This is a genomic window from Pseudomonas putida, assembly GCF_004357765.1.
Lineage (GTDB): Bacteria > Pseudomonadota > Gammaproteobacteria > Pseudomonadales > Pseudomonadaceae > Aquipseudomonas > Aquipseudomonas putida_U.
In genome coordinates, this window is sequence record NZ_SMTE01000009.1 from 43,383 (window position 1) to 66,645 (window position 23,263).

Annotated in this window: 25 protein-coding genes; 13 read left to right on the forward strand and 12 right to left on the reverse strand. The window is 63.4% G+C overall.

Annotated elements, in window-relative coordinates; genetic code table 11:
• Positions 1 to 47 precede the first annotated feature (47 nt).
• Positions 48 to 419 carry a hypothetical protein gene (locus E2H86_RS14710; RefSeq protein ID WP_133329021.1) on the forward strand — a complete coding sequence of 124 codons (372 nt, stop codon included), beginning with the start codon at positions 48 to 50 and terminating at the stop codon, positions 417 to 419.
• A 33-nt stretch (positions 420 to 452) separates the two neighbouring features.
• Here E2H86_RS14710 and E2H86_RS14715 read toward each other — a convergent pair whose 3' ends face one another.
• Together E2H86_RS14715 and E2H86_RS14720 are read right to left on the reverse strand one after the other, a co-directional pair.
• Positions 453 to 1,460 carry a zinc-binding alcohol dehydrogenase family protein gene (locus E2H86_RS14715; protein WP_133329023.1) on the reverse strand — a complete coding sequence of 336 codons (1,008 nt, stop codon included), beginning with the start codon at positions 1,458 to 1,460 and terminating at the stop codon, positions 453 to 455.
• A 116-nt stretch (positions 1,461 to 1,576) separates the two neighbouring features.
• Complete coding sequence (locus E2H86_RS14720; protein WP_133329025.1) at positions 1,577 to 2,371, reverse strand: SDR family NAD(P)-dependent oxidoreductase; 795 nt, start codon at positions 2,369 to 2,371, stop codon at positions 1,577 to 1,579.
• Positions 2,372 to 2,478: 107 nt separating this feature from the next.
• On the opposite strand from E2H86_RS14720, the gene E2H86_RS14725 reads away from it, so the two are divergent.
• On the forward strand, positions 2,479 to 3,423 hold the full coding sequence (locus E2H86_RS14725; protein WP_133329027.1) for a GlxA family transcriptional regulator: 945 nt from the start codon (positions 2,479 to 2,481) through the stop codon (positions 3,421 to 3,423).
• Between the two features lie 76 nt (positions 3,424 to 3,499).
• Here the strand turns inward: E2H86_RS14725 and E2H86_RS14730 are convergent, their stop codons facing one another.
• Together E2H86_RS14730 and E2H86_RS14735 are read right to left on the reverse strand one after the other, a co-directional pair.
• Positions 3,500 to 4,951, reverse strand: a complete 1,452-nt coding sequence (locus E2H86_RS14730; protein ID WP_133329029.1) for a M48 family metallopeptidase — start codon at positions 4,949 to 4,951, stop codon at positions 3,500 to 3,502.
• Positions 4,952 to 4,954: 3 nt separating this feature from the next.
• Entirely contained in the window at positions 4,955 to 5,383 is a 429-nt protein-coding gene (locus E2H86_RS14735; RefSeq protein ID WP_133329031.1) for a hypothetical protein, read from the reverse strand.
• Between the two features lie 171 nt (positions 5,384 to 5,554).
• On the opposite strand from E2H86_RS14735, the gene E2H86_RS14740 reads away from it, so the two are divergent.
• Positions 5,555 to 6,502 carry an AraC family transcriptional regulator gene (locus E2H86_RS14740; protein WP_133329033.1) on the forward strand — a complete coding sequence of 316 codons (948 nt, stop codon included), beginning with the start codon at positions 5,555 to 5,557 and terminating at the stop codon, positions 6,500 to 6,502.
• 12 nt (positions 6,503 to 6,514) lie between these two features.
• Here the strand turns inward: E2H86_RS14740 and E2H86_RS14745 are convergent, their stop codons facing one another.
• From E2H86_RS14745 to E2H86_RS14780, 8 genes are all read right to left on the reverse strand, one after another.
• Entirely contained in the window at positions 6,515 to 6,832 is a 318-nt protein-coding gene (locus E2H86_RS14745) for a DUF202 domain-containing protein (RefSeq protein WP_207955635.1), read from the reverse strand.
• On the reverse strand, positions 6,825 to 7,211 hold the full coding sequence (locus E2H86_RS14750; protein WP_133329037.1) for a YidH family protein: 387 nt from the start codon (positions 7,209 to 7,211) through the stop codon (positions 6,825 to 6,827). The genes E2H86_RS14745 and E2H86_RS14750 overlap by 8 nt, the downstream gene beginning before the upstream one ends.
• Before the next feature lie 123 nt (positions 7,212 to 7,334).
• Positions 7,335 to 8,300, reverse strand: a complete 966-nt coding sequence (locus E2H86_RS14755) for a 2-oxoglutarate and iron-dependent oxygenase domain-containing protein (protein WP_133329039.1) — start codon at positions 8,298 to 8,300, stop codon at positions 7,335 to 7,337.
• Between the two features lie 13 nt (positions 8,301 to 8,313).
• Entirely contained in the window at positions 8,314 to 9,396 is a 1,083-nt protein-coding gene (locus tag E2H86_RS14760; protein ID WP_133329041.1) for a BMP family ABC transporter substrate-binding protein, read from the reverse strand.
• A 200-nt stretch (positions 9,397 to 9,596) separates the two neighbouring features.
• Positions 9,597 to 10,523, reverse strand: coding sequence for an ABC transporter permease (locus E2H86_RS14765; protein ID WP_133329043.1), 927 nt, complete (start codon positions 10,521 to 10,523; stop codon positions 9,597 to 9,599).
• Between the two features lie 57 nt (positions 10,524 to 10,580).
• On the reverse strand, positions 10,581 to 11,681 hold the full coding sequence (locus E2H86_RS14770) for an ABC transporter permease (RefSeq protein ID WP_133329045.1): 1,101 nt from the start codon (positions 11,679 to 11,681) through the stop codon (positions 10,581 to 10,583).
• 12 nt (positions 11,682 to 11,693) lie between these two features.
• A complete protein-coding gene (locus E2H86_RS14775) occupies positions 11,694 to 13,235 on the reverse strand; it encodes an ABC transporter ATP-binding protein (RefSeq protein WP_133329047.1) in 1,542 nt (513 codons plus the stop codon).
• Positions 13,236 to 13,455: 220 nt separating this feature from the next.
• Positions 13,456 to 14,148 carry an aspartate/glutamate racemase family protein gene (locus E2H86_RS14780; RefSeq protein ID WP_133329049.1) on the reverse strand — a complete coding sequence of 231 codons (693 nt, stop codon included), beginning with the start codon at positions 14,146 to 14,148 and terminating at the stop codon, positions 13,456 to 13,458.
• A gap of 78 nt (positions 14,149 to 14,226) precedes the next feature.
• Between E2H86_RS14780 and E2H86_RS14785 the strand changes: the two genes are divergently transcribed.
• The 10 genes from E2H86_RS14785 to pstA all read left to right on the forward strand — a co-directional run bounded on the left by E2H86_RS14785 (position 14,227) and on the right by pstA (position 23,235).
• The gene (locus tag E2H86_RS14785; protein ID WP_133329051.1) at positions 14,227 to 15,009 is read left to right on the forward strand and encodes a helix-turn-helix domain-containing protein; all 783 of its coding nucleotides are present in this window, start codon (positions 14,227 to 14,229) and stop codon (positions 15,007 to 15,009) included.
• Positions 15,010 to 15,087: 78 nt separating this feature from the next.
• The gene (locus tag E2H86_RS14790) at positions 15,088 to 15,579 is read left to right on the forward strand and encodes a GNAT family N-acetyltransferase (protein ID WP_133329053.1); all 492 of its coding nucleotides are present in this window, start codon (positions 15,088 to 15,090) and stop codon (positions 15,577 to 15,579) included.
• A gap of 26 nt (positions 15,580 to 15,605) precedes the next feature.
• The gene (locus tag E2H86_RS14795) at positions 15,606 to 16,007 is read left to right on the forward strand and encodes a DUF6508 domain-containing protein (RefSeq protein WP_133329055.1); all 402 of its coding nucleotides are present in this window, start codon (positions 15,606 to 15,608) and stop codon (positions 16,005 to 16,007) included.
• 83 nt (positions 16,008 to 16,090) lie between these two features.
• Positions 16,091 to 16,600, forward strand: coding sequence for a sigma-70 family RNA polymerase sigma factor (locus tag E2H86_RS14800; protein ID WP_133329057.1), 510 nt, complete (start codon positions 16,091 to 16,093; stop codon positions 16,598 to 16,600).
• Positions 16,600 to 17,544, forward strand: a complete 945-nt coding sequence (locus E2H86_RS14805) for a FecR domain-containing protein (RefSeq protein WP_133329059.1) — start codon at positions 16,600 to 16,602, stop codon at positions 17,542 to 17,544. The genes E2H86_RS14800 and E2H86_RS14805 overlap by 1 nt, the downstream gene beginning before the upstream one ends.
• Positions 17,545 to 17,609: 65 nt before the next feature.
• On the forward strand, positions 17,610 to 19,997 hold the full coding sequence (locus E2H86_RS14810) for a TonB-dependent receptor (protein ID WP_133329061.1): 2,388 nt from the start codon (positions 17,610 to 17,612) through the stop codon (positions 19,995 to 19,997).
• A 12-nt stretch (positions 19,998 to 20,009) separates the two neighbouring features.
• A complete protein-coding gene (locus E2H86_RS26445; protein ID WP_268868244.1) occupies positions 20,010 to 20,138 on the forward strand; it encodes a hypothetical protein in 129 nt (42 codons plus the stop codon).
• Between the two features lie 136 nt (positions 20,139 to 20,274).
• Entirely contained in the window at positions 20,275 to 21,303 is a 1,029-nt protein-coding gene (pstS, locus tag E2H86_RS14815) for a phosphate ABC transporter substrate-binding protein PstS (RefSeq protein ID WP_133329063.1), read from the forward strand.
• 73 nt (positions 21,304 to 21,376) lie between these two features.
• A complete protein-coding gene (pstC, locus tag E2H86_RS14820) occupies positions 21,377 to 22,342 on the forward strand; it encodes a phosphate ABC transporter permease subunit PstC (RefSeq protein WP_133329065.1) in 966 nt (321 codons plus the stop codon).
• Positions 22,342 to 23,235, forward strand: coding sequence for a phosphate ABC transporter permease PstA (pstA, locus tag E2H86_RS14825; RefSeq protein ID WP_133329067.1), 894 nt, complete (start codon positions 22,342 to 22,344; stop codon positions 23,233 to 23,235). The genes pstC and pstA overlap by 1 nt, the downstream gene beginning before the upstream one ends.
• Positions 23,236 to 23,263: the final 28 nt, after the last annotated feature.

The window sequence follows — 23,263 nt, forward strand, 5'->3', positions numbered from 1 at the left end:
CATGGGCATGGTCGGCGGCCTGTGCGCGACCGCGCCAAGGAGAGAGCTTGGGCGGGATGCTGCGGGCAAGCCTTGGCTTGCTGGCGATGCCGGCGATGTGGACGTTGATCCCGATGTGCCTGGCGATGGCTGCAGGGACGTCGTTTCGCAACGCCTGGGGCGGACCGTACCTGGCCAGCGTGTTCGACCTCGATGCGGGCACCCGAGGTATCGCGTTAGCGGTCTTGAGCCTTGGGGCGCTGGTGGCGGCAGCGGCGCAGCCGTGGATCCTGCATCGCTGTTCGCTACGCGCGAGCATCCTCGGCTGGACGCTGATGACCTTGCTGACCGCGCTGGTGCTGGTCGCCTGGCCCGATGGTGCGGTGGTTGCCTACTCGTTCAGCCCGGCCGTGCCAGTGACGGACACGAACCGGGACTGAATGGGGACAGGAAAAAGCATCGGCCAGGCCGGATCAGAAACCTTCCAACACGATCTTGCCCCGGGCTTTTCCGCTCTCGATCAGCGCATGGGCGCGCTTGAGATTCTCGGCGTTGATGGCGCCGAAGTGCTCGCCCAGAGTGGATTTGAGCACGCCTTGATCGATCAGCGTCGACACCTGTTCCAGCAGTTGATGCTGCTTGATCATGTCCTCGGTTCGGTACAGCGAGCGGGTGAACATCAGCTCCCAATGCAGCGACAGCGATTTGCGCTTGAGTGGCATCACATCGAGCTGCGCCGGGTCATCGATCAATGCCAGCTTGCCTTGCGGACGAAGCACCTCCACCAGTTGCGGCAGGTAGGTGTCGGTGTGGGTCAGGCTGATCACGTAGTCGACCGGGTTCTGCCCCAGGGCTTGCAGCTGGAGTGGGATCGAGCTGGCATGGTCGATGACGTGATGGGCGCCCAGTCCCTTCACCCAGGCCTGTGTCTGCGGGCGTGAGGCGGTGCCGATGACGGTGAGCTGGGTGAGGGTGCGGGCCAGTTGAACCAGGATCGACCCCACTCCGCCACTTGCGCCGATCACCAGCAGGCGCTGGCCCTGGCCACCGTGCTGTTCGATACCCAGGCGGTCAAACAGCAGTTCCCAGGCGGTAATCGAGGTCAGGGGCAAGGCGGCGGCGCTGGCGTAATCCAGGCTGCGCGGTTTATGTCCGACAATGCGTTCATCCACCAGGTGAAATTCGCTGTAGCTGCCAGGGCGATCTATCGCCCCAGCGTAAAACACTTCATCGCCGGGCTGGAACAACGTCACCTGCGCACCGACTTCGCGGACGACGCCCACCGCATCCCACCCCAGCACCTGAGGTTGGTCGCCCCCTCGGCTCGCTCTGATCTTGGTATCGACCGGGTTGACAGCGATAGCCTTGACTTCGATCAACAAGTCGCGGGGGCCTGGACTAGGCGTGGGCAGTTCGCTGTCGACCAAGGATTGGGGATCGTTGATCGGCAAGCCGGGTTGGGTATAGACGACGGCCTTCATGGCGGTACCTCGAGGAATTGAACGTTGGTATCAGGCTAACTGCTTCGATTGCTGATAAAAAGCGGCGCAATCGAGCAGGACTTTCACTACTGCAGTGAAAATGACCGATAGATCCGTCACTGGCTGTAGCGCGGGGCGAGCTGGCTGTTCGAGAGCAGGCCTGCCAGAGCCTGGCGACTGGCTTCGTAGGTCTGGTACGGCACGAGGTCGTGCAAAGATGGTATCGACACCAGGACGCCTTGGTCGAAATCCTTCAGGGCCCCGTCGACCAGGTCGCCGGCCGTCATCACGATGCGCGGATCCAGATGGGCCAGGGGCAAGCCGCCGATTTCCCACAGTTCGGTGGCGGTGGCCCCGGGGAGCACGGCCTGGATCCGAATGCCTTGGGGGGACAACTCCTTGTGCAGCGACTGCGTGAACGCCGTGACATACGCCTTGCTGGCACCATACACGCCATTGAGCGCCTCGGGAGTGAGACTGAGGACCGAGGAGATGTTGATCACCGCCCCCTGCTGGCGGGCGACGAGGCCTGGCACCGCCGCATAGGTCAGGCGGGTGAGGGCGGTGACATTGAGGCTGATCATCTCGACCATCCGTTCGACGTCGCTGTCGAGCAAGCTAGTGTGCGTGCCGATACCCGCGTTGTTCACCAACAGGGTGATGCTCGCGTCCTCGCGCAGCTTGTGCTCGACCTTGGCGAGGTCGCCTGGGTTGGCAAGGTCCGCAGGAAAGACCTCGACGCTTCTCCGGGTTTCGGAGGTTATGCGGCTGGCGAGGGCGTTGAGACGGTCTCGGTTGCGAGCGACCAGGATCAGGTCGTAGCCCCGGCGCGCCAGGCGCTCGGCGTAAATCGCGCCAATTCCACTGGATGCGCCAGTGACCAGTGCAGTGCCTTGATGCAAGTTGTTCATGATCCAGCTCCGTGGGTGGGTACTGGCGTTCATGATGCTGTGGAACTGGCTTGTCTCAAATGACGTTTATGGTAGTGTTTTGAGACATTCTTAGCAGGTGTCCAGCCATGCATCGTGTCGGTTATCTGATTCCCGAAGGCTTCCAGGTAATGTCCCTGGCAACGCAGACCGTGTTCGAGTTCGCCAATATCGTTGCCGGCGAAGCGGTGTACAGGATCCAGAATTTTTCGCTCGAAGGCGGCACGGTGCGGTCTTCGCTCGGCATGCACATCGACACCTTGCCACTGGGTGCACCAGGGCTGGCTGATACCTGGATGGTCGCCGGTACCTTGACGCCGTTGACGCCACCGCGGGAGGAGGTACTGCAACGCGTACGAGCGTTCGTGGGCGGTGCGCGACGCACCGCTGGCCTGTGCACCGGCACGTTCGTCCTGGCCCAGGCGGGAGTGCTGGACAACCGGCGCGCCACTACCCACTGGGCCTACGCCAAGGCCCTGCACAAGCAGCATCCGCGCATCGCGGTCGAGCACGATCGGATCTTCATCGTCGATGGCCCGATCTGGACTTCGGCAGGCATGACCGCAGCGCTGGACATGGCGTTGGGCATGGTCGAGAAAGACCTGGGCGTAGAACTCGCCAGGTCCGTGGCGCACAAGCTGGTAATGCACCAGCGGCGCTCGGGTGGGCAGTCGCAGCATTCCGAACTGCTCACCCTGGCGCCGAAGTCGGACCGCATCCAGATCGCCTTGGAATACGCCCGCAAGCATCTGGCCCGCCCCCTCACTGTCGAGGAGCTTGCCGAGGCCGTGCACTTGAGCCCGAGGCAGTTCACCCGCGTGTTCTCTGCAGAAACCGGGCAGTCACCGGCCAAGGCGGTGGAAAGCCTGCGCCTGGAGGCTGCCCGCCTGATGATCGAGCAGAGCCGCCACAGCCTGGATGTGGTGGCGAAGGAAACCGGGTTTCGCGACCGTCGCCATCTGCGCGAGGTGTTCATCCGCGGTTTTGGCGTGCCTCCGCAGGCTGTGCGCCGGGATGCCAGGCGGATGCTCTAGCAGCCTTCGCACCCCAGTTCGGCAGATGGATAACCGCGCGCACGCTGCGCGCGGTGGATCAGGCCTGCCAGGCAGATCACTCCGGCGAGCCAGGCTTTGCTGTCGCCGCTGGGCTGGGGCTGGCCAGTTGGCCGAACCAGTGGCGGTCGTGGTCGGAAGGGCGGCGGGTCGCTTCGGTCAGCAGTTGCGCGTCCAGCATCACGTCAAGCTGCTGCAGGCGTACTGCGGTTGGAGGGTGGCTGTCGAACGGGTGCGGTACCGCGCGGCCAAGCACTTGTTCGCTCAAGCACAGGGAATGCTCGCGCAGGTGCGCGGCCAACGCCTGGATGAGGTCCGGTTGGCGGCGCTGGTGCAACAGTGCAGCGATGGCGTCGTCCAGGGCGATGACCCGCAACAGAGCTTGGCAGAACAGGCGAGGCCCGGCGATCTGGGCGCCGGCGCGATCGGCCACCAGCTCCTGAGCACGGCTCCAGTGCTGCACGGCGATCTGGAAGTGATACAGGAAGCGCTCGGCCATCCAGATGGCGGGGCGTTCAATCCAGGAAGGCGGGGTCCCTTCGCCGGTGATGAGCGAGAAATGCAGGCACATCATGTTGAACCGCGCGACCGCCTCGCTGCCCCGCTCGGTGTCGCGGCTGGTGAAATGCCCCAATTCGTGGCCAACCACCGAGGCCACCTCATCCTGGCTCATGCACGAGAGGTAGGTCAGGGGAAGGTACAGAGTGCGGCCCTTGAGCACCTGGCCGGAAGGTTGCAGCATGACCTCGACGCTGGTGACGAAGAACGATTGGTCGATACCCACGACGATATGATCGGGCACCGGCGCACCGGTGGACTGGGCCAGCGATTCGACCCACGCCCACAAACCGGGGGCGTCGGTACGACCCAAGGCTCGGCCGAGAAAGGTCGAGCAAGGTGCATCGAGGACCTGCCAGTGCTGGCGCAGACGCAGGATGAGCGCTGCACCGACGCCCAGTACCGGCACCACCGGCAAGCACATCAGCAGCATCGCCAGCTTGCCGGCCTGGGGCGTGCTATGGGCCCAGCTCAGTTCGTAGAGCAGAGCCAGCCCGAGCGAGCCCATCAGCAGTGCCGTGTGTACCATCAGGCATTGGCTCAGCACACGCCAGCGGGTGGACAGCCGGTCGTGCAGGAAGTCCCGCGAACGCACCGCCCGCCAGGCATCCACCCGCAGTTTCAGCCAGGTGGCGGGCCCGGCCAGCAGGGCGGCGATGGCCAGCCAGTGGCTCAGCGTGGCCAGTACCTGTCGCAGGTGCAATGCGCCGCGGTCGGCCTCGGTCTGTTCGACCATGCGCTGGAAGCGTTCGCGCCGATGTTGCTCGTCGATCACCAGCTTGCGTTCGTCTCGCGGCAGTTGCCCGAGCAAGGCTTCGCTGGGGTTGGCCAGCCATTGGCGCATGATCTGCGCCTCGCCCAGTGCACTGTCCACGCGCCAGCTTTGCAGGCTACTCCAGCCCATCAGCAACAGCGGCAGAAATACCCAGGCCAGCCGTTTCACACGCGCCATGGCTCACTCGGCCTGCAGGTAGTCGGTGAGAAATGCCTGGGCATCGCCCTGGTTGGACAGGTTCGGGTCGTAGCCAACGAGGATTTCCTGGGTCTCATTGGGCAGGTAAAGGGTGCCCCAGCCGTTCTGCAGAATCAGTACCACGAACTTCTTGCCGTCGACGGTGGTGGAGTAGCGGGTGTCCTTGGCGGTTTTCTCCACGGACATTTTCTGGATGCGCATGTCCCAGTCATGATCGATCCCGCCGATCTGAACCAGTGCCTCGTTGGCGCTACGCTCGCCGATACGCAGGGTCCAGACCTTGGCGCCTTGCTGGCCCGAGTAAGCGACGACTTTGTCGGCTACCGGCGGACGTTCGGCAGCGTGGCAGACGCCGCCGAGCAGGGCCAGGGAGGTGGTGAGCACTGCTGCCCATTTACGCAGGGATGACATCGATGGAGCTCCTTGGAGGGTAAAACGCGCCATTGAAGTCGCTGCACGGCGAACTGCCAACCATGCTGGCTGCGGAACACAACGAATAGTCCAATGGTCACAATCGCTGACGCTCGGTTTGTGTTCGCGTTAACATTCCGGGCCATGCAAACCACACCCGAGAGAATACCTATGGAAGGGTGGAACCCTTATCTGGATACGGATTTCCGATTCGACCAACCGGGGAGTCTGGAACAGGCCGGTGTGTTGCAGTCCAACACCGGGGCAATCACAGGCAGTTCGGTGGGGCATTACCGAGCCCGCACCGTACGCCCGCACCTGCAGTATTTCGATTGTGACCTGCAGTTTCCCGAGCCGCTGCGTATGCACAAGGTGCTGCCAGGCAGCTTGTGCATCGTGCAGGTGTTCGACGGCCAGTGGCAGCATCGCGTCGACGGCCGGCACAATGCCTATACCACCGGTGCCCCCCATACGCTGGGTTTGAGCGAGAGCATGGAGGCCGTGGACCAGTTGCCCGCCGGGAGCTACGTGCGCATGGCCGGTCTGCGCATTGCCGGCGACTACCTGCATGAGCTGGCCGAAGAGGATGCGTCGCTGCAACCGTTGCTCGACTTGCTGCGCGACGGCGTGCAGTTTGCTGAACTGCACCGCTGTCAGGCCTTGGGCAATCTGTTCCGACGCCTCTACCACTCGCCTTACCATGGCGCCCTGGAGCGCCTGAACCAGGAGAGTCTGAGCCTGGCGATACTGGTCGAATTGGCGCAACACCTCAAGCACCAGCCTGGCAAGCCTGCACCTTCGCTACGTGGCCAACGCGACCTGGCCCACGAAGCGCGCCGCCTGCTCGATGCGCAACTGGCCGAGCCACCCGGCAGTCAGGCGCTCGCGGTGCAACTGGGGGTGGGCGAGACCACACTGCGCCGGGCCTTCGCCCAGGTGTTCGGGCAGTCGATGCTGCAGTACGTGCGCAGTCAGCGTATGGAGCTGGCGCGTACCCTGCTGCGCCAAGGCAAATGGCAGGTCGCACAGATCGCCTACCGTATGGGCTACGCCAACCCGGCCAACTTCAATCATGCCTACAAGGCGTATTTCGGCCATCCGCCGGGCGCGGAGCGCTAGCGGAACATTTGTCTAGGCCATCAGGATCGCCGCCAGCTCCAGAGCACACAGTCCGGTTACGCACAGGGCCAGGAGCAGGTTGGTGCAGACGCTGGCAGGTAGCGCCTGCGCGCTCAGCCCGGAAGCCGCCAGCTGGTAGCGTTTCTTCAGACCCAACCAGGCCAGTAGCGCGGTGATCATGCAGGCCACGGCGGGCAATACCGCAGACCAATGGTGATGCGGCACCCAACGCAGGAAAAAGCAGCTGCAGACGACCATCGCCAAGATTGTCCGACGCCATGCCAGCAAGGTGCGTTCAGGCTGCAAGCCTTCGTCGGCGGGACTAAGCACGGAAGAACACCGCATAGGCGAACACCACCATGACCAGTGACACGCCGATCGACAAGGCGGGGGCGATCAACGGGAAAGGCAGCGGCCGTTTCAGGCGCATGGCCCGCTCCACGTTCAGCCAGCGCACGAATGCCGGCAAGCTCAGCAGCAGGGCCAGCAGGATCAACGACACGGCCAGCAGGCGGCGGGTACCGGAAGAAAAGATCTCGGCGGTGAACATGTCCACGGCGATACCGCTGGCCAGCAGCGCCAGCGCGGTGCGGATCCAGGCGAGGAAGGTGCGTTCGTTGGCCAGGGTGAAGCGTGGATCCGGCTCCTGGCCTTCGGCCAGGAGTTTGCTGGCGAGCCAGCCGCGCGATCGGTCGTCGGGTGAATCCATAAGCAGTCTCCTCGTTGTCAGGTCGTACCGCGGGGGGTGGACTTGCCAGTGTTGATCGGAAAACCGGTGGATGTCCATGCTTTGACGCAGACGGCGAGCGGGCTGGTTCGAAATGCAGTGTCCTCAGGCGCGCTGTTCCTCCCTACGGTATGCATAGGTCTCGGCAAAGCGCGAGAGCATGTATGCGCTGCATGACACAGCGGGATACTTGGGTGGGTTCTCGCCGTCGGAGCAGTTGGGCAGGCAACTGATCTCGGTGTCCGGATGCGGTTCGGCAAAGAACGGCATCGAATAGCGATCGACACCCAGCGGGCTGATCACCCGGTGCGGCGTGGACATGTAGCGGTCGTTGCTCCAGCGGGCCATCATGTCGCCGATGTTGACCACGTAGGTACCCTCGATGGGCGGTGCGTCGATCCACTCGCCGTCTAGGCTGCGCACCTGCAAGCCACCGGCGTTGTCCTGATACAACAGGGTCACGCAACCATAGTCGGTGTGCGCGCCGGCCCCTTGTTGGTCGGCGCTGCTGGCCGTCTGGCGCGGTGGGTAATGGATCATGCGGAACACACTGATGGGCTCGGCGAAGCGTTGGTCGAAAAAGTCCTGCTCGATGCCCAATGCCTCGGCCATTGCCCGTAGCAAGGTCAACGACAGCTCATGCATGTCCTGGTAATGCTGTTGCATCAGGGCTTCCCACCCGGCGATCGCCGGGTGGCGGTTGGGGCCGCGCAGGGGTTTTGCGGCAATCACGTCGGGGTGCTCGGCGCTCATGTGCAAACCCATGTCGAAGGTTTCCTTGAGGTCGCTCGGCCGGTTGGGGTCGAGCTGCTCGGTGGCGATGGCGCCGTAGCCGCGGTGGTGCGCGCTTTGGGTGATGTCGATGCGCAGTTTTTCCTCGGCCGGGCGGGCGAAGAAGTCCTGCGCCGCCGCTTGCAACTGGGCGATGCGCGTGGCAGGGATCGGGTGGCCCTTGATGTAGTAGAAGCCCCATTGCCGGCAAGCGGCGTCGATCTGCTGCGCCACGGCGCGGCGGGCGGCAGGATCGTCCTGGTAGAGCGGGGCGATATCGATGATCGGCAGGCTGTTCATGACGGGCTCCGGGTCACTTCGGCAGTTGCGCGGTGATGCCTTTGACGTAGTAGTTCATGCCGGCCAGCTCGGCGTTGCTGGCCACGGCGCCCTCGGCGATGCGCAGCGTACCGCTCTGGTCGAGGATAGGACCGGTGAACGGGTGGAACGAGCCGTCCTTGATGCTCGCGATGATCTGTTCGGCGCCGCTTTTCACATCGGCCGGAACCAGGTCGCTGATCGGCAGCTCGATGGTGCCTTCGGCCAAGCCTCCCCAGTAGTCCTGGGGCTTCCAGGTGCCGTCCATGACTGCCTGGGTGCTCTTGATGTAGTGCGGACCCCAGTTGTTGACGATCGAGGTCAGCACTGCTTTCGGACCGAAATGGGCCATGTCCGAAGCGTAGCCGACCGCATAGATGCCACGGCGCTCGGCGGTCTGGATCGGTGCCGGGCTGTCGGTATGCTGGAACAGCACGTCGACACCTTGGTCGATCAGGGCGTTGGCAGCGTCGGCTTCCTTGCCTGGGTCGAACCAGGAGTTGACCCACACCACCTTGATCTCGGTACCGGGGTTGTACTTGTCCAGGGCCAGCTGGATGGCGTTGATATCGCGCAGTACTTCCGGGATCGGGAACGAGGCGACGTAGCCGATCTTCTTGGTCTTGGTCATCTTCGCCGCAAGGTAGCCACCGACGTAGCGGCCTTCGTAGGAGGTGGCGAGATAAGTGCCGAGGTTCTTGTCCTGCTTGTAGCCGGTGGCGTGTTCGAAGGTGACCTTGGGGAACTGCTTGGCGACCTTGGCGGTGGGATTCATGTAGCCGAACGAGGTGGCGAACACCAGGTCGTAGCCGCCCTTGGCCATGTTGCGCAGCACCCGCTCGGCGTCGGCGCCTTCCGGTACGTTTTCGACGAAGCTGGTCTGGACCTTGTCGCCGAACTGCTTGATCAAGGCCTGGCGGCCCTGTTCATGCTGGTAGGTCCAGCCGTGGTCGCCAATCGGGCCGATGTAGACGAAACCGACCTTCAACGGGTCGGCGGCGGAGACAGACAACGCGCTGGTGAGGCCGATGGCGGCGGCCAGGGTGCGCAGCAGGTTCTTGGTTTTCTTCTGATGCATCTGTAAGTGGCTCCTGTGGGTCTTTTCTTGTGGCCGTGTCGGGCTGTTCAGGTATTGCAAAAAGCTGACCAGGTGGGCAAAAAACTGCATTTCGTGGGGTGCCTGTGGTTTGGCCAGGGCGGGGTGGAGCAGGTCTGGTGCGTGATGCTTGCGTGGGTGCACCTGGCTGGTGCGCAGGTGCTGATGGTCCTATCGCCTGGTCACCGCCCGGCCTTCCACGGCTGGCCGAGGGATACCGGTGCATACAAACGGGTCTTGAGCGCATTGCGCGACAGCACCACCAGCACCAGGATCGTCGCCACGTAGGGCAGCATCGCCAGCAGGTTGGCCGGGAAACTCACACCGATGCCCTGGGCGACCAGGTGGAGGATGCTCGCCAGGCCGAACAGGTAGGCACCGAGCAGCACCCGAAACACCCGCCAGCTGGCGAACACCACCAGCGCCAGGGCGATCCAGCCGCGCCCGGCAGTCATGTTCTCCGCCCACATCGGCGTGTAGGCCAGCGACAGGTAGCCACCGGCAAGCCCGGCCAATGCACCGCCGAACAACACCGCCAAAGTGCGCACACGCAGGACGGGCAGGCCCATGGCGCTGGCGGCATCGGGATTCTCGCCGACGGCCTGCAGCACCAGGCCGATGCGGCTTTTCAGCAGCACCCAGGCAATCAGTGCGAACAACGCAAACGACAGGTAGACCAGCACATCCTGGTTGAACAGCATGTGACCGACTATCGGCAGGTCGGCCAGCAGCGGCAGGGCTACCGGCTCGAATCCGGTCAGCGGCTTACCGACCCAGGCGCTGCCGACGAAGGACGACAGGCCGACGCCGAAGATGGTCAGAGCCAGGCCAGTGGCGACCTGGTTGGCCTGACAGCCGAGCGCCACCAGGGCGAACAGTGCCGACAGCAGCATGCCGGCCAGACACGCCATCAACACGCCGAGCCACAGGTTGCCAGTGGCGAAGGCGGCGATGAAGCCCACCACCGCACCGAACAGCATCATGCCTTCCTGGCCGAGGTTGAGTACGCCGCTCTTTTCGCAGACCAGTTCGCCGAGTGCGACCAGCAGCAGTGGGGTGCCACAGCGCACCATGGCGTAGAGGATGTTGCCCAGCAGATCGAGATCCATAGTCGAAGCCTCAGCCTGCGCGCCCCGGGCGGCAGGCAAACGAGTAGGTCAAGGGGGTCAGGCGCTGGCGGTTTCCGCCAGCGGCGCGCGGCGGCGCCATTGCAAGTTCAGGCGCGGTCGGTAAAGGATCAGTACGTCGCAGGCCAGCAGGTAGAACAGCATCATTCCCTGGAACAGCCCAGTCAGCGACTGCGGCAGGTTGAGGGTCATCTGCGCGTTCTCGCCGCCCAGGTAGAGCAGCGCCATCAGCAGGCCGGCAACCAGAATGCCGAGTGGGTTCAGGCGCCCGAGAAAGGCCACGGTGATCGCCGCATAGCCGTAGCCGGGCGATACCTGCGGCACCAGTTGGCCGATTGGTCCGCTGACTTCGCAGACCCCCGCCAAGCCCGCCAGGCCGCCGCTGATCAACAGCGCCAGCCAGACCAGGCGCTTTTCGCGAAAGCCGACGAAGCCGGCGGCGCGCTGGTCGAGTCCCAGCACCTTGATCTGGAAGCCCAGGAAGCTTTTGTGCAGCAGCGCCCACGACGCCACCAGGGCCAGCAGCACGAAATACAGGCCCACGTGCAGTCGGCCATCCTCGAACAGTGCAGGCAGGCGGCTGGCATCGCCGAACATCGCCGACTGCGGGAAGCTGAAGCCGTCCGGATCTTTCAGTGGGCCATGCACGAAGTACAGCAGCAGGTTCAAGGCGATGTAGTTGAGCATGATGGTGGTGAGGATTTCGTTGGCGTTGAAGTGGGTGCGCAGCCAGGCGGCGAGCGCCCCCCACAGTGCCCCCGCGACGGTGCCGGCGGCCAATACCCAGAACAACGCCCAGCGGCTGTCCCAGTCGATGATCTGGATCGCCAGGGCACTGCCGGCCAACGCGCCGATCAGCAATTGGCCTTCGGCGCCGATGTTCCAGATGCGCGCCTGGTAAGCCACAGCCAGTCCGAAAGCGCAGAGCAGGATCGGCAAAGCCTTGAGCAGCAGTTCGCAAAGGCCGTAGAAATCGCTGATCGGTTCGATCAGCAAGGTGTGCAACGTCAGCAGTGGATCATGCCCCAAGGCGCTGAACAGCAGGGCGCCGCTGACCAGGGTCAGCAGGCCGGCAAGCAGCGGAGACAGCAGCAACATGGCGCGCGATTGCTGGGTACGGGGTTCAAGGGATAGCAACATGGCGGGCTCTCGTCAGGCAGCGTCTTGCGGGGTATCGAACTGGCCGGCCATCCAGCCGCCGACCTCCACGGTATGGGTCTGGGCGGTGGCCTTGAGCGGCGAAAGACGCCCGCTGCACAACGCACCGATACGGTCGCTGATCTGGAACAGCTCATCGAGGTCCTCGGAGATCACCAGGATCGCCGCGCCAGCGTCACGCAGGGCGATCAAGGCGCGGTGGATGGCGGCGGCGGCACCGACGTCGACGCCCCAGGTGGGGTGGGCGGCGATCAGCAGCTTGGGGTTCTGCAGGATTTCGCGACCCAGGATGAATTTCTGCAGGTTGCCGCCGGACAGGCTACGTGCAGTGGCCTGGGTGTCGGGTGTCTTTACCGCGAAGCGTTGGATGATCTGCTCGGCCAGTGCCTGTACCTTGCTCGAGCGGATCATCCCGTGGCTGAGCAGACCTTGCTGGAAGGCGCTGAGCAGGGCGTTGTCGGCCAAGGTCATGTCCGGCACGGCGCCGTGACCCAGGCGCTCGGCCGGCACGAAGGCCAGGCCCAAGGCGCGACGGGCATCGGGGTAGAGGTGGGCCATCGGCTGGTTATCCAAGGTGATGCGCTCGCGCTCGCCGGTGGGCAGGCGGGTTTCACCGCTGAGCAACGCCAGCAGTTCGTCCTGGCCATTGCCGGCGACCCCGGCGATACCGACGATTTCACCACTACGTACCTCCAGGCGCAGGTGCTCGAACGAGGTGCCGAATGGGTCCTCGTTGCGCCAGCACAGGTCGTCCACGCGCAAGCGCGGCAGGCCTCCTGCACGTTTTTCATAGCTGGCCTCCAGCCCCTCGGCGTCGCCGACCATCAGCCGCGCCAGTTCCAGGTCGCTGCATCGGGCCGGCTCGCAGTCCCCGGAAACCCGTCCGCCGCGCAGCACGGTGGCACTGTGGCAAAGAGCGCGGACCTCGTTGAGCTTGTGGCTGATGAACAAGATGCTGCAGCCTTCGGCGGCCAGCGCGCGCAAGGTGACGAACAGCTCGTCGACCTCCTGTGGCGTCAGTACCGAAGTGGGCTCATCGAGAATCAACAGCTTGATGTCTTGCATCAGGCAGCGAACGATCTCCACCCGTTGACGCTCGCCGATCGACAGGCTATGCACCAGTCGCTCGGGGGCCAGGCCCATGCCGTAGCGCTGCGATACTTCGCGGATGCGCGGTGCGAGTTGCTGCGGGGTACCGGCTTCTTTGCCCAAGGCCAGGGCGATGTTTTGCGCAACGGTCAGGGTTTCGAACAGGGAGAAGTGCTGGAACACCATGCCGATTCCCAGCTGGCGGGCCTGGGCGGAATCGCGTACCTGTACCGGACGGCCCTCCCACAGTACCTGGCCGGCGTCCGGCGCGGTGACGCCGTAGATGATTTTCATCAGGGTGCTCTTGCCTGCGCCGTTCTCGCCGAGCAGGGCATGGATTTCGCCGGCGGCGATGCGCAGGTCAATGCGGTCGTTGGCCAGCGTGCCTGGATAGCGCTTGGTGATGGCGCGCAGTTCCAGGCGCAGGGGCGAGGGGGATTCGGACATGAGGCTGCTCGAAGTGAAGGGGTTGAGCAGCCTGGAAGCAAAAACATGGCCAAGTGGTCAGATTATTGTGCAAGGCCCCGTGTTAAAGGGTTTGCCTATGCAGGGTCGTGGTCGCAACAGGGCAATGCCAGGGATGGATGGGCGGTTTTGGGGCGCCATGGCGGTCAAAGTGGTGCGAGGTGTTCGCTTGGCGTTTGCGGCGGACACCCCCACGGGCGAGTCACTGGTTCAGGGCGAACGCCACCGCGGCCCGGGCGTGCAGCTCGGTGGTATCGAGCAGGGGCACGCGGCTGTGCTCGGGTTTGATCAGCAGGCCGATTTCGGTACAGCCGAGGATGATCGCTTGAGCGCCGCGGGCCGCGAGCGATTCGATGACGGCTTGGTAGGCCGTGCGTGAGGCCGGATCGATGATCCCCACGCATAACTCGTCGTAGATGATCCGATGCACCGTCTGCCGCTCGGCGGCATCCGGCACCAGGACCTGCAGCCCCAGGTCGCGCAGGCGGCTCTTGAGAAAATCCTCTTCCATGGTAAAGGCGGTACCCAGCAGACCGACTGTCGTAGCCCCGGTCGCGAGCGCCGCCTGGCCGGTTGGATCGGCAATGTGCAGGAACGAGATGCTGACTGCAGCCTGAATCTGCGCCGCGACCTTGTGCATGGTGTTGGTGCAGAGCACCACGCAATCGGCCCCTCCGGCTTCCAGGCGCCGCGCCGCATCCACCAGGATCGCCGCAGCGTCATCCCAGCGTCCGGCGTGCTGAGCTTGCTCGACAGGCCCGAAGTCGACGCTGTAGATTAGCGCTTGCGCTGAGCGCAGGGGGCCCAGGCAGTCGCGCACCTGTTGGTTGATGAGGCGATAGTATTCGGCGCTGGATTCCCAGCTCATGCCGCCGATAAGGCCGATGGTGCGCATGCGGTGCTCCCGTTATGGTCGATCGTTCACCCGGGAGTGTCCGATGCAAGCAGCGGATGGTCTATCAGGAAATTTCAGATGTTGAGTCACAGCCTGCTGGACGACAGGCTCTGCCTGCAGCTGCTCCCGCGCGCGGCGTACAGTGCCCGCGATCCGGTGCGCTGGGCCTCCTTGGGCATTACCCTAGAGCGGCAACAGGGGGTGCATGCGATCGATTCGGACCGCCGGATGGATTTCGATACCTACGCCGGCGTGCTGGCCCAGACGCCGGTCGGCGTCGATGTGTTTTCCGAGTCCGCCAGGGGAGGCGAGTACCTGGTGCTGCGCCTGGAGACGACGCTGGCCCAGCAGTTGCTCCCGGCGAGCACTGGGCGTGTCCAGGCCAGCGGGCAGCGCCGCGCCTTGCAGCAAGCGATGGCGCTTCGACGCTTGCTGCTCGCCCCACGAGCCGATCGCCTGGCGCTGGAGGAGGCTGCGATGGGCTTCATCGCCCAGGCGAATGCGCCTATCCTGCCGTCGAAGGTCGAGGCTGGGGCATTGAGCCAGGTGCTGGACCGAATCGGCGATGAACATCATCAGCCTCTAAGCCTGGCGCAGCTGGCCAGTACGTACGGGCACGACGCGCTTCGGTTCCTGCGTGATTTCACCCAGGTTATCGGCGTCACGCCCCATGCCTATCTGGTGCAGGTCCGCCTGCAGACCGCCCGGTGCCTGATCGAACAGACCGACCAGCCTCTGGCCTCCATCGCGCTGGAGGCAGGCTTTGCGCACCAGTCGCACATGGGCAGTGCGTTCCGCAAGCATCTGGGCATGACACCTGGACAGTACCGACTGCGGATGGGGTCGTGTTCGCCGCCATAGCCAAACTAAAAAATGCAGCGAAAGCACCCTCCGGTCAATTACCCTATTTCCCCCCTCTCATCTCGCCGGAGCCCATCCATGAGCAACACCTCATTTCGCCACCCCATCGACCAAGATGCCGAGCGCTGCTATGCCATCGAAATCGGTGCTTATGAAGGTGACGAAGCCGCAACCCTGGAAAAAATCCGTACCCGGATCGCTCACTATCCCCAAGGCTTCCTGCTGCTGGAAGCAGCGGATGAGATCGTGGGCTTCATCAACAGCGGCTGCGCCCACGAGGTGGTGATGTCCGACGAGGACTTCAAGGAACTGATCGGCCACGATCCGCAGGCGACGAATGTGGTGATCATGTCGGTGGTCGTCGACCCGGCCCACCAAGGCAAGGGCTACGCCAAACAGCTGATGGATGAATTCATCGCCCTCATGCGCGCCCAGGGCAAGGCGACCATCCACCTGATGTGCAAGGAACGCCATGTCGACTTGTATCGCAAGCTGGGCTACCAGTACGTGCGGCCCTCGCCCTCGGACCACGGTGGAATGGCCTGGCATGAAATGGTCATGACCCTGTAATCAGCCACCCACGGCGTGTGTAGACTGTGACCCTGATCGACGACAAGGACATCGCGATGCTTCCCAACCAGTCCGATATCGACGCGCTGTTGCGCTTTCTGCCGCTTCTCTACCCTGGTGGAAAGGCCATCGAAGCCTACACCTTCAAAGAAGGGCAATCTTGGCCGATCTACGCCAAGGTGGTCGACGACTTCTACCAGGAGGCGTGCAAGGATTGCTGGCTCGCCCTCGACTACCGTTCCACGGCCGATCGCCTGGTCAGTGAGCCAGACGCCATCGAGCAAGCCAGTCTTGAGCAGTTGCAAAGCCTGGTCACCTACTACGTGAGGGGTGAGCGTTTTTGCGATGGGCACTGGGGCGCGATGATCGCCAAGGGCTATGTACGACGTCTGTTCGCCCATCTGGCGCAACTGCGTGAGGCGATGTAGGACGTTTTGCACAAACCCCTTGGATCTGCTTCTTGACGTAAATTAGAATCAGTCACATTTACGTTTCCGCAGAGCCTTCCCCCATGACCGAAGCCGAGCCGTCCCAGGAGCACAATCTGCCAGCCCTCTATCGCGATCACCGCGGCTGGCTGGAGACTTGGCTGCGGCGCCGCCTGGGTAATGCCTGGGATGCCGCCGACCTCAGCCAGGATACCTTCTTGCGGGTGCTGGCCAGTACCCAGCCACTGGCCGACATCCGCGAGCCGCGGGCGTACCTGCTCACCGTGGGCAAGCGCCTGCTGAGCAACTTCCACCAGCGGCGCAGCCTCGAACAGGCCTATCTGGACGCGCTGGCGCAGCTACCCGAACAGAACCAGCCATCGCCAGAACAACGCTGGATCCTGTTGGAAACCCTGCAGGCTCTGGATGAATTGCTAAACGGGCTAAAGGCCCCAGTGCGCAAGGCGTTTCTCTGGAGCCAGCTGGAAGGCCTGGGCTATTGTGAGATCGCCACGCGCCTGGCGGTGTCCGAGCGGACGGTCAAACGCTACATGGCGCAGGCTTACGAACATTGCTTGCTGGCGCAGCTGTGATGTCGGGCGCTAACGCTGATGCCCGCGCGGTGATACGCGCCGCCGCACGCTGGCTGGCACTGGTGGAGTCCGGCGAGGCCGGTGACAGCGAGCTGCAGCGTCTGGCGCAGTGGCGGGCCAGTGATACCCGCCACGAACAGGCCTGGCAGCAAGCGATGCACCTGCGCCAGCGGTTTTCCCAGTTGCCCAGCGAATTGGCCCTGGCCACTCTCGATCGCCCGCAGACCAGCCGTCGCGCACTGCTCAAGCAGGCACTGGCTGTGGCGGCTTTGCTTCCTACCGGCTGGATGCTGGCGCGGCAGTTGCCGCTGGAGAGCTGGACGGCCGATGTGCGCACCGAGGTAGGCGAGCGCAGGCAGTTGACCCTGGCAGACGGCACCTTGCTCGCCCTGAACACCGACAGTGCAGTGGACATCGACCTGACGTCGCGCCGGGTGAAACTGCTACGGGGCGAAGTGGCGGTGAGCCTGCCCGGCAGCCTGGGGCTCGCGGTCGAAGTGCCCTTCGGGCGGGTAGCGCTGGCTTCCGGGGAAGTCTGCCTACGGCTGTTCGATGAGACGTGCCGGGTGTCGGTGATCAAGGGCTCGGCCATCTTGCAGCCATCGCGCGGCGATGTCCTGACGCTGGACAGTGGTCAGCAGGCCAGTCTCCACGCACAGGGCGCAGGTCCGGCCCGCGGCCTGGAGGAATGGCTCCTCGGTTGGCGCGAGGGTGTGCTGCGCCTGGACGATCGGCCCCTGGGTGACCTGCTGCGGGAACTGCGTCGCTATCGCCCTGGGATGCTGCGCTGGTCTTCCGCGCTGGAGACCCTGCGGGTCACTGGCACCTTCCGCCTCGACGATACCGATCAGGTCCTCGCGCTGCTCGCTGCCAGCCTGCCCGTGGAGGTGCATGCGCGTACCCGATATTGGATCACGCTGGTGCCGCGGGAAAATCGTGCTTGAGGCTGTCCCCTTTTTTTCACTCGTCGGTCATTACCGGTAGAGAGAAATCAAAGGAGCCTTTTTCAATGTCCGCCGTAAAGTCCTGCCGCCTGATGCACATCGGGTTTGCCATGAGCCTGTTCCTCAATGCGCCCAGTTGGGCTGACGAAAGCGCACGACGTAGCTACGACGTGCCCTCCGGCAGCCTGGGTGCGGCGCTGACCAGGTTCGCCGACCAGGCCGGCGTCAGTCTGTCGCTCGATCCGGCGCTGGTCAGTGGCCGGCAGAGCGGCGGGTTGTCGGGTAGCTACCGGGTCGATGAAGGCTTCCTGCTGCTGCTCCAGGGCAGTGGCTTGCAGTTGCATGCGGTAGGCGAGGGTGCATTCACCCTGGTGCCGGCCTCCCAGGGCGCGAACGCCCTGGAGATCGCCCCGACCAGCATCGTCGGCGGTCAGTCGCTGGACAACGATGGTCAGCCATACGCCGGCGGTCAGGTCGCCCGCAAGGGTTCCCAGGGCCTGCTGGGCGCCCGGGACTTCATGGAAACGCCGTTCAGCATGACCACCTACACCCACGAGTTGGTGAAGAACCAGCAGGCGCGCACGCTGGGCGATCTGATCGCCAGTGACCCGTCGGTACGTGCCACCAACCCTGCAGGCGGGCGTTTCGAGCAATTCACCATCCGCGGCTTCAGTTTGTTCAACAGCGATGTGTCCTACAACGGCTTGTACGGAATCTTGCCGACCTATTCCATCGATATGGAAATGGCCGATCGCGTCGACATCATCAAGGGCCCCAGCCAGCTGATCAATGGCATCTCGCCACGGGGCAGCGTCGGTGGCGGTATCAATGTGGTGCCCAAACGGGCGGGCGAGCAGCCTGTCACCGAGTTCACCGGTAGCTATGCTTCGGGGAGCCAGGTCGGAGGTGCGGTGGATATCGGGCGTCGTTTTGGCGAGGGCGAGCAATTCGGCATGCGTTTCAATGGCGTCAAGCAGTCCGGCGATACCGAGTGGGACCATCAGAGCGTCGACCGCGAGATGGCGGTGCTGGGGCTGGATTTTCGTGGCGAGCGCCTGCGTTTTTCGGCCGACCTGGGGCATACCGAGCGCGATACCGATGCGCCACAAGAGCGGGTGCTGGTGGGTGCCAATGCCAAGGTGCCTGACGCCAACGATGTGCATCGCAACTATGCCCAGGCCTGGAGCAAGGCGCGTACCAACGACACCTTCGGCGCACTGAACGCGGAGTACGATATCAGCGACTCGCTGCTGGCCTATGGCGCGGTCGGGGCGCGCAAGAGCAATCATGATTTCCTCCGCCATAACGTATCGATCGTCAACGATGCCGGCGATTTCACCGTGCAACCGCGTGATTTCACCCGAGACGAAACGGTACGGACTGCCATGGCCGGCTTGCGCAAGTGGTTTCACACAGGTCCCGTCAGCCACGAACTGAACCTTGCAGCCAGCTACTTCTACATGGACTTCACCAACGGCGGTGCGCGCTACGCCTCGGCGCCCAGCAACCTCTACGACCCGGTGACCACGCCCACTCCGGCCACGCCTACGCGCACCGATGCCGAGGTGTACACCGAGAACCGCTTTTCCGGCATCGCCCTGGCCGACACCCTGGGCTTTTTCGACGACCGTTTGCTGCTGACCTTGGGCGCCCGCTGGCAGCGGGTCCAGGTCGATGACTGGAGCGATGGGGTCAAGGGCGACACGGCCTATGATGAAGAAAAGCTGTCGCCCTCGGGTGGTGTGCTGCTCAAGGTCACCGACCAGCTTTCACTCTATGCCAACTACATGGAAGGTTTGAGCCAAGGCAAGATCGCCCCATCGACCTCGATCAACGAGGACCAGATCTTCCCGCCGTTCACCAGTCGCCAGGTCGAGGTCGGGGCCAAGTACGATCTGGGCCGCGTGGCATTCACCGCCAGTGCCTTTCGAATTCGCCAACCTGCCTACGAGACCAACCCCGGCACCCGGGTGTTCGGCCCCAATGGCAAGCGTGACAACCGCGGTATCGAGTTGAGTGTGTTCGGCGAGCCGCTGGAGGGTGTACGTGTCCTGGGCGGGGTGATGTACATCGACAGCGAACTGACCGATACCGTGGGCGGTGCCTACGATGGCAATCGCGCACCGGCAACGCCTGAATACAACGTCAACCTTGGCGCCGAATGGGACATACCTGGCGTCAGCGGGCTGACCCTGACGGCACGGGGCATCCATTCGAGCTCGCAATACCTGGACCAGAACAACAGCAAGCAGATCGATGGTTGGGAAAGGTTCGACCTGGGCGCACGCTATGCCTTCAAGGTCGATGCTACCGAAGTGACTTTGCGCGCCAGTGTCGAGAACGTCATGGATGAGCGTTACTGGGCCTCGGCGGGGGCATCGGATGACAGCGAACCGGGGCTGACGTTGTCTACGCCGCGGACGTATTTGTTGTCGGCTACCTTGGGTTTTTGAGGGCGTGGAGGTGTGAGGCGAGCGGATTGTCGTAGCGGTAAGACCGAGCGCCGCGCCGCCGACAGCATCGAAGACGTAGCCATGCGCGAATCGGTGGAGAACGGCCTGCGTGCCCTGCAGATCGCATGGGCTCAGGCCTGACGGCCTCGAGTCGATAGGCTCCAACGCCTAAGCATTAGTCGGAAAGTGGGTCTGTCTCGAGCGTTGCCACCCAATCGTCACACAGCTGTAACATAGCTATTGCAAAGTGCTCCGGCCAACACATGGAGCTCTTTCGATGATACGCCTGATGAAGTCTGCTGCACTCGCCGTCTCGGTCTCTCTCTGTGCCTCGGGTGCCTTCGCCTCCGAGAACGTTCGCCTGACCGGCTCCGGCGCCAGCTTCCCAGCACCGATCTACCTCACCTGGTTCAAGGATTTCAGCAAGAACACCGATGGCGTGACCGTCGATTACCAGTCCAAGGGCAGTGGTGCGGGCGTTCAGGACTTCCTGAACAAGACCGTCGATTTTGCCGCTAGCGACTCGGCCATGAAGGACGAAGACATCGCCAAGGTGGGTGAAGGCGTGCAACTGCTGCCAATGACCGCTGGTGAAATCGTCCTGGCCTACAACCTGCCAGGCAATCCGAAGGGCCTGAAGCTGCCACGTGATGTGTACTCCAATATCTTCCTGGGCAAGATCACCCACTGGAACGATCCGCAGATCGTCGCGGCCAACCCTGATCTGAAGCTGCCTGACACTCCGATCACCGTGGTGGTGCGTGCCGACTCCAGCGGTACCACCGCAGTCTTCACCAAGCACCTGTCCACCATCAATCCGGCCTTCAAGTCCGCCATGGGCGAGGGCAACACCGTCAACTGGCCAGCCTCCGACAAGTTCATCAAGTCGCCGAAGAACGATGGCGTGACCGCGACCGTACGCCAGACGCCTGGTGCCATTGGCTACATCGAGTACGGCTTCGCCAAGCTGGCCAAGGTCGACTTCGCCGAACTGCAGAACAAGGCCGGTCAATACGTCGTGCCGAATGCCGAAAGCGGTGCAGAAGCCCTGGCGGCGGTGAAGATGCCGGAAAACCTGGTGGCCTGGCTGCCTGATCCGGACGGTGCCAAGTCCTACCCGATCACCACCTACACCTGGATGATCTTCCGCAAGGACAACGGCAATCCGGCCAAGGCCAAGGCCATGCGTGAAATGGTCGAGTACAGCCTGACCCAAGGTCAGAAAATCGCCGACTCGATGGGCTACATCCCATTGCCGCCGTCGGTCGTCGCTGAAGTGCGTAAAGCGGCTCAGAACATTCAGTAATACCTGCCAGACCGCTCCTGACCGGTGTGACCACCGCGTCGGGAGCATTTGACCTTCGTCGCGGAAACAGCCAATGAACACACCCTTTGCCATACCGGATAATCCCGACTCAGCGTGCCAGCCACCCTCGGCCAGGGATTTCCTGGTCGATCGCACGTTCCGTGCGCTTGCGCGGATCGGCGTGGTGCTGGTGCTGGCACTGGTCTTCGCGTTGGTCTACGAAGTGGGGAGCAAGGCACTTCCGGGGATGGAGAAGCATGGCTTCGACGTGCTGTTCGGCAGCGTCTGGGATGTCAACCAGGGCAAGTACGGCATCCTGCCGGCCATCTGGGGCACCCTGTACAGCGCCTTCATCGCACTGCTGATTGCCGGTTTCTTCGGCATCAGCATGGCCATCTTCCTCACCCAGGACTTTCTACCCGCGAGACTGGCTGCGGTGTTCCGTACCATCGTCGAGCTGCTCGCGGCCATCCCCAGTGTGGTCTACGGCCTGTGGGGCATCTACGTAGTGATCCCGGCGATCCGCCCGCTGACCGCATGGCTCAACAGCGAGCTGGGCTGGATTCCATTCTTCAGCACCTCCTTGAGCGGGCCTGGGCTGCTGCCAGCGGCACTGGTACTCGCCATCATGATTCTGCCGACCATCGCCGCCGTTTCGCAGGATGCGCTGACCAGCGTACCGATGAAAACCAAACAGGCGGCCTACGGCATGGGCACCACCCATTGGGAAGCGATTCTCAAGGTGATGGTGCCCTCGGCTGCCACCGGAATTTTCGGCTCCCTGGTCCTGGGACTCGGTCGGGCACTGGGCGAAACCATGGCCCTGGCCATGCTGGTGGGTAACGCCAACAACATCTCGCTGTCCTTGTTCGCCCCGGCCAACACCCTGGCGGCCCTGCTGGCCCTGAACTTCCCCGAGGCCGGACCGAACGAGATCGAGATACTCATGTACGCCGCGCTGGTACTGATGTTCATCACCCTGTTGGTGAACGTGTTCGGCTCGATGATCATGCTCTACGCCCAGCGGGGTAACAAATAATGACCGACCTGACCACCCCAGCCGTCGCCTTGCCAAGCCTGCAACGCAGGTTCGAAGGGCGTGCCCTGCGCAGCGTGGTACTGACCACCCTGGTCTGGCTGGTTGCCTTGCTCGCCAGCGTGCCGCTGATCTCGGTCCTGTACATGCTGATCACCCGCGGCGGTGCGCGCCTGAACCTCGAAGTGTTCACCGAACTGCCGCCGACGGGCTTCGAGATGGGCGGCGGTTTCGGTAACGCCATGGCCGGTACCTTCGTCATGGTTGGCATTGCCGCAGCCATCGCCGTGCCGGTAGGTATCCTGGCGGCGGTGTTCCTGGCCGAACTGGGCCCGGACAGCAAGCTGGCCAATGCCGCACGCTTCGCCGCCAAGATGCTCACCGGCCTGCCTTCGATTCTCGCCGGTGTATTCGCCTATGCGCTGGTGGTGATGACCACGGGGACTTATTCGGCACCGGCCGGCGGTGTCGCCCTGGCCGTGCTGATGCTGCCGATCGTCGTGCTGACCGCCGAAGAAGCCATGAAGATGGTGCCCAAGATCATGAAAGATGCCGCTTACGGCATGGGCTGCACCCGCGCCCAGGTGGTTTGGAAGATCGTCTTGCCAACTGGCCTGCCGGCGATCCTCACCGGCGTCATGCTGGCCGTTGCACGTGCCGCCGGCGAAACCGCGCCGCTGCTGTTCACCGCGCTGTTCAGCAACTACTGGATCTACCATGACGGCAGCCTTGCGGTCATGAACCCTACGGCCTCGCTTGCCGTACTCATCTACAACTTCTCCGGCATGCCGTTCGACAACCAGCTGGAGCTCGCCTGGGCCGCCTCGCTGGTGCTGGTGATGATCGTGCTGGTGGTGAACGTCATCAGCCGCATCTTCGGCAAGCCCAAGTATTAAGACAGGGAGCATCTGAACTTGAACGTAT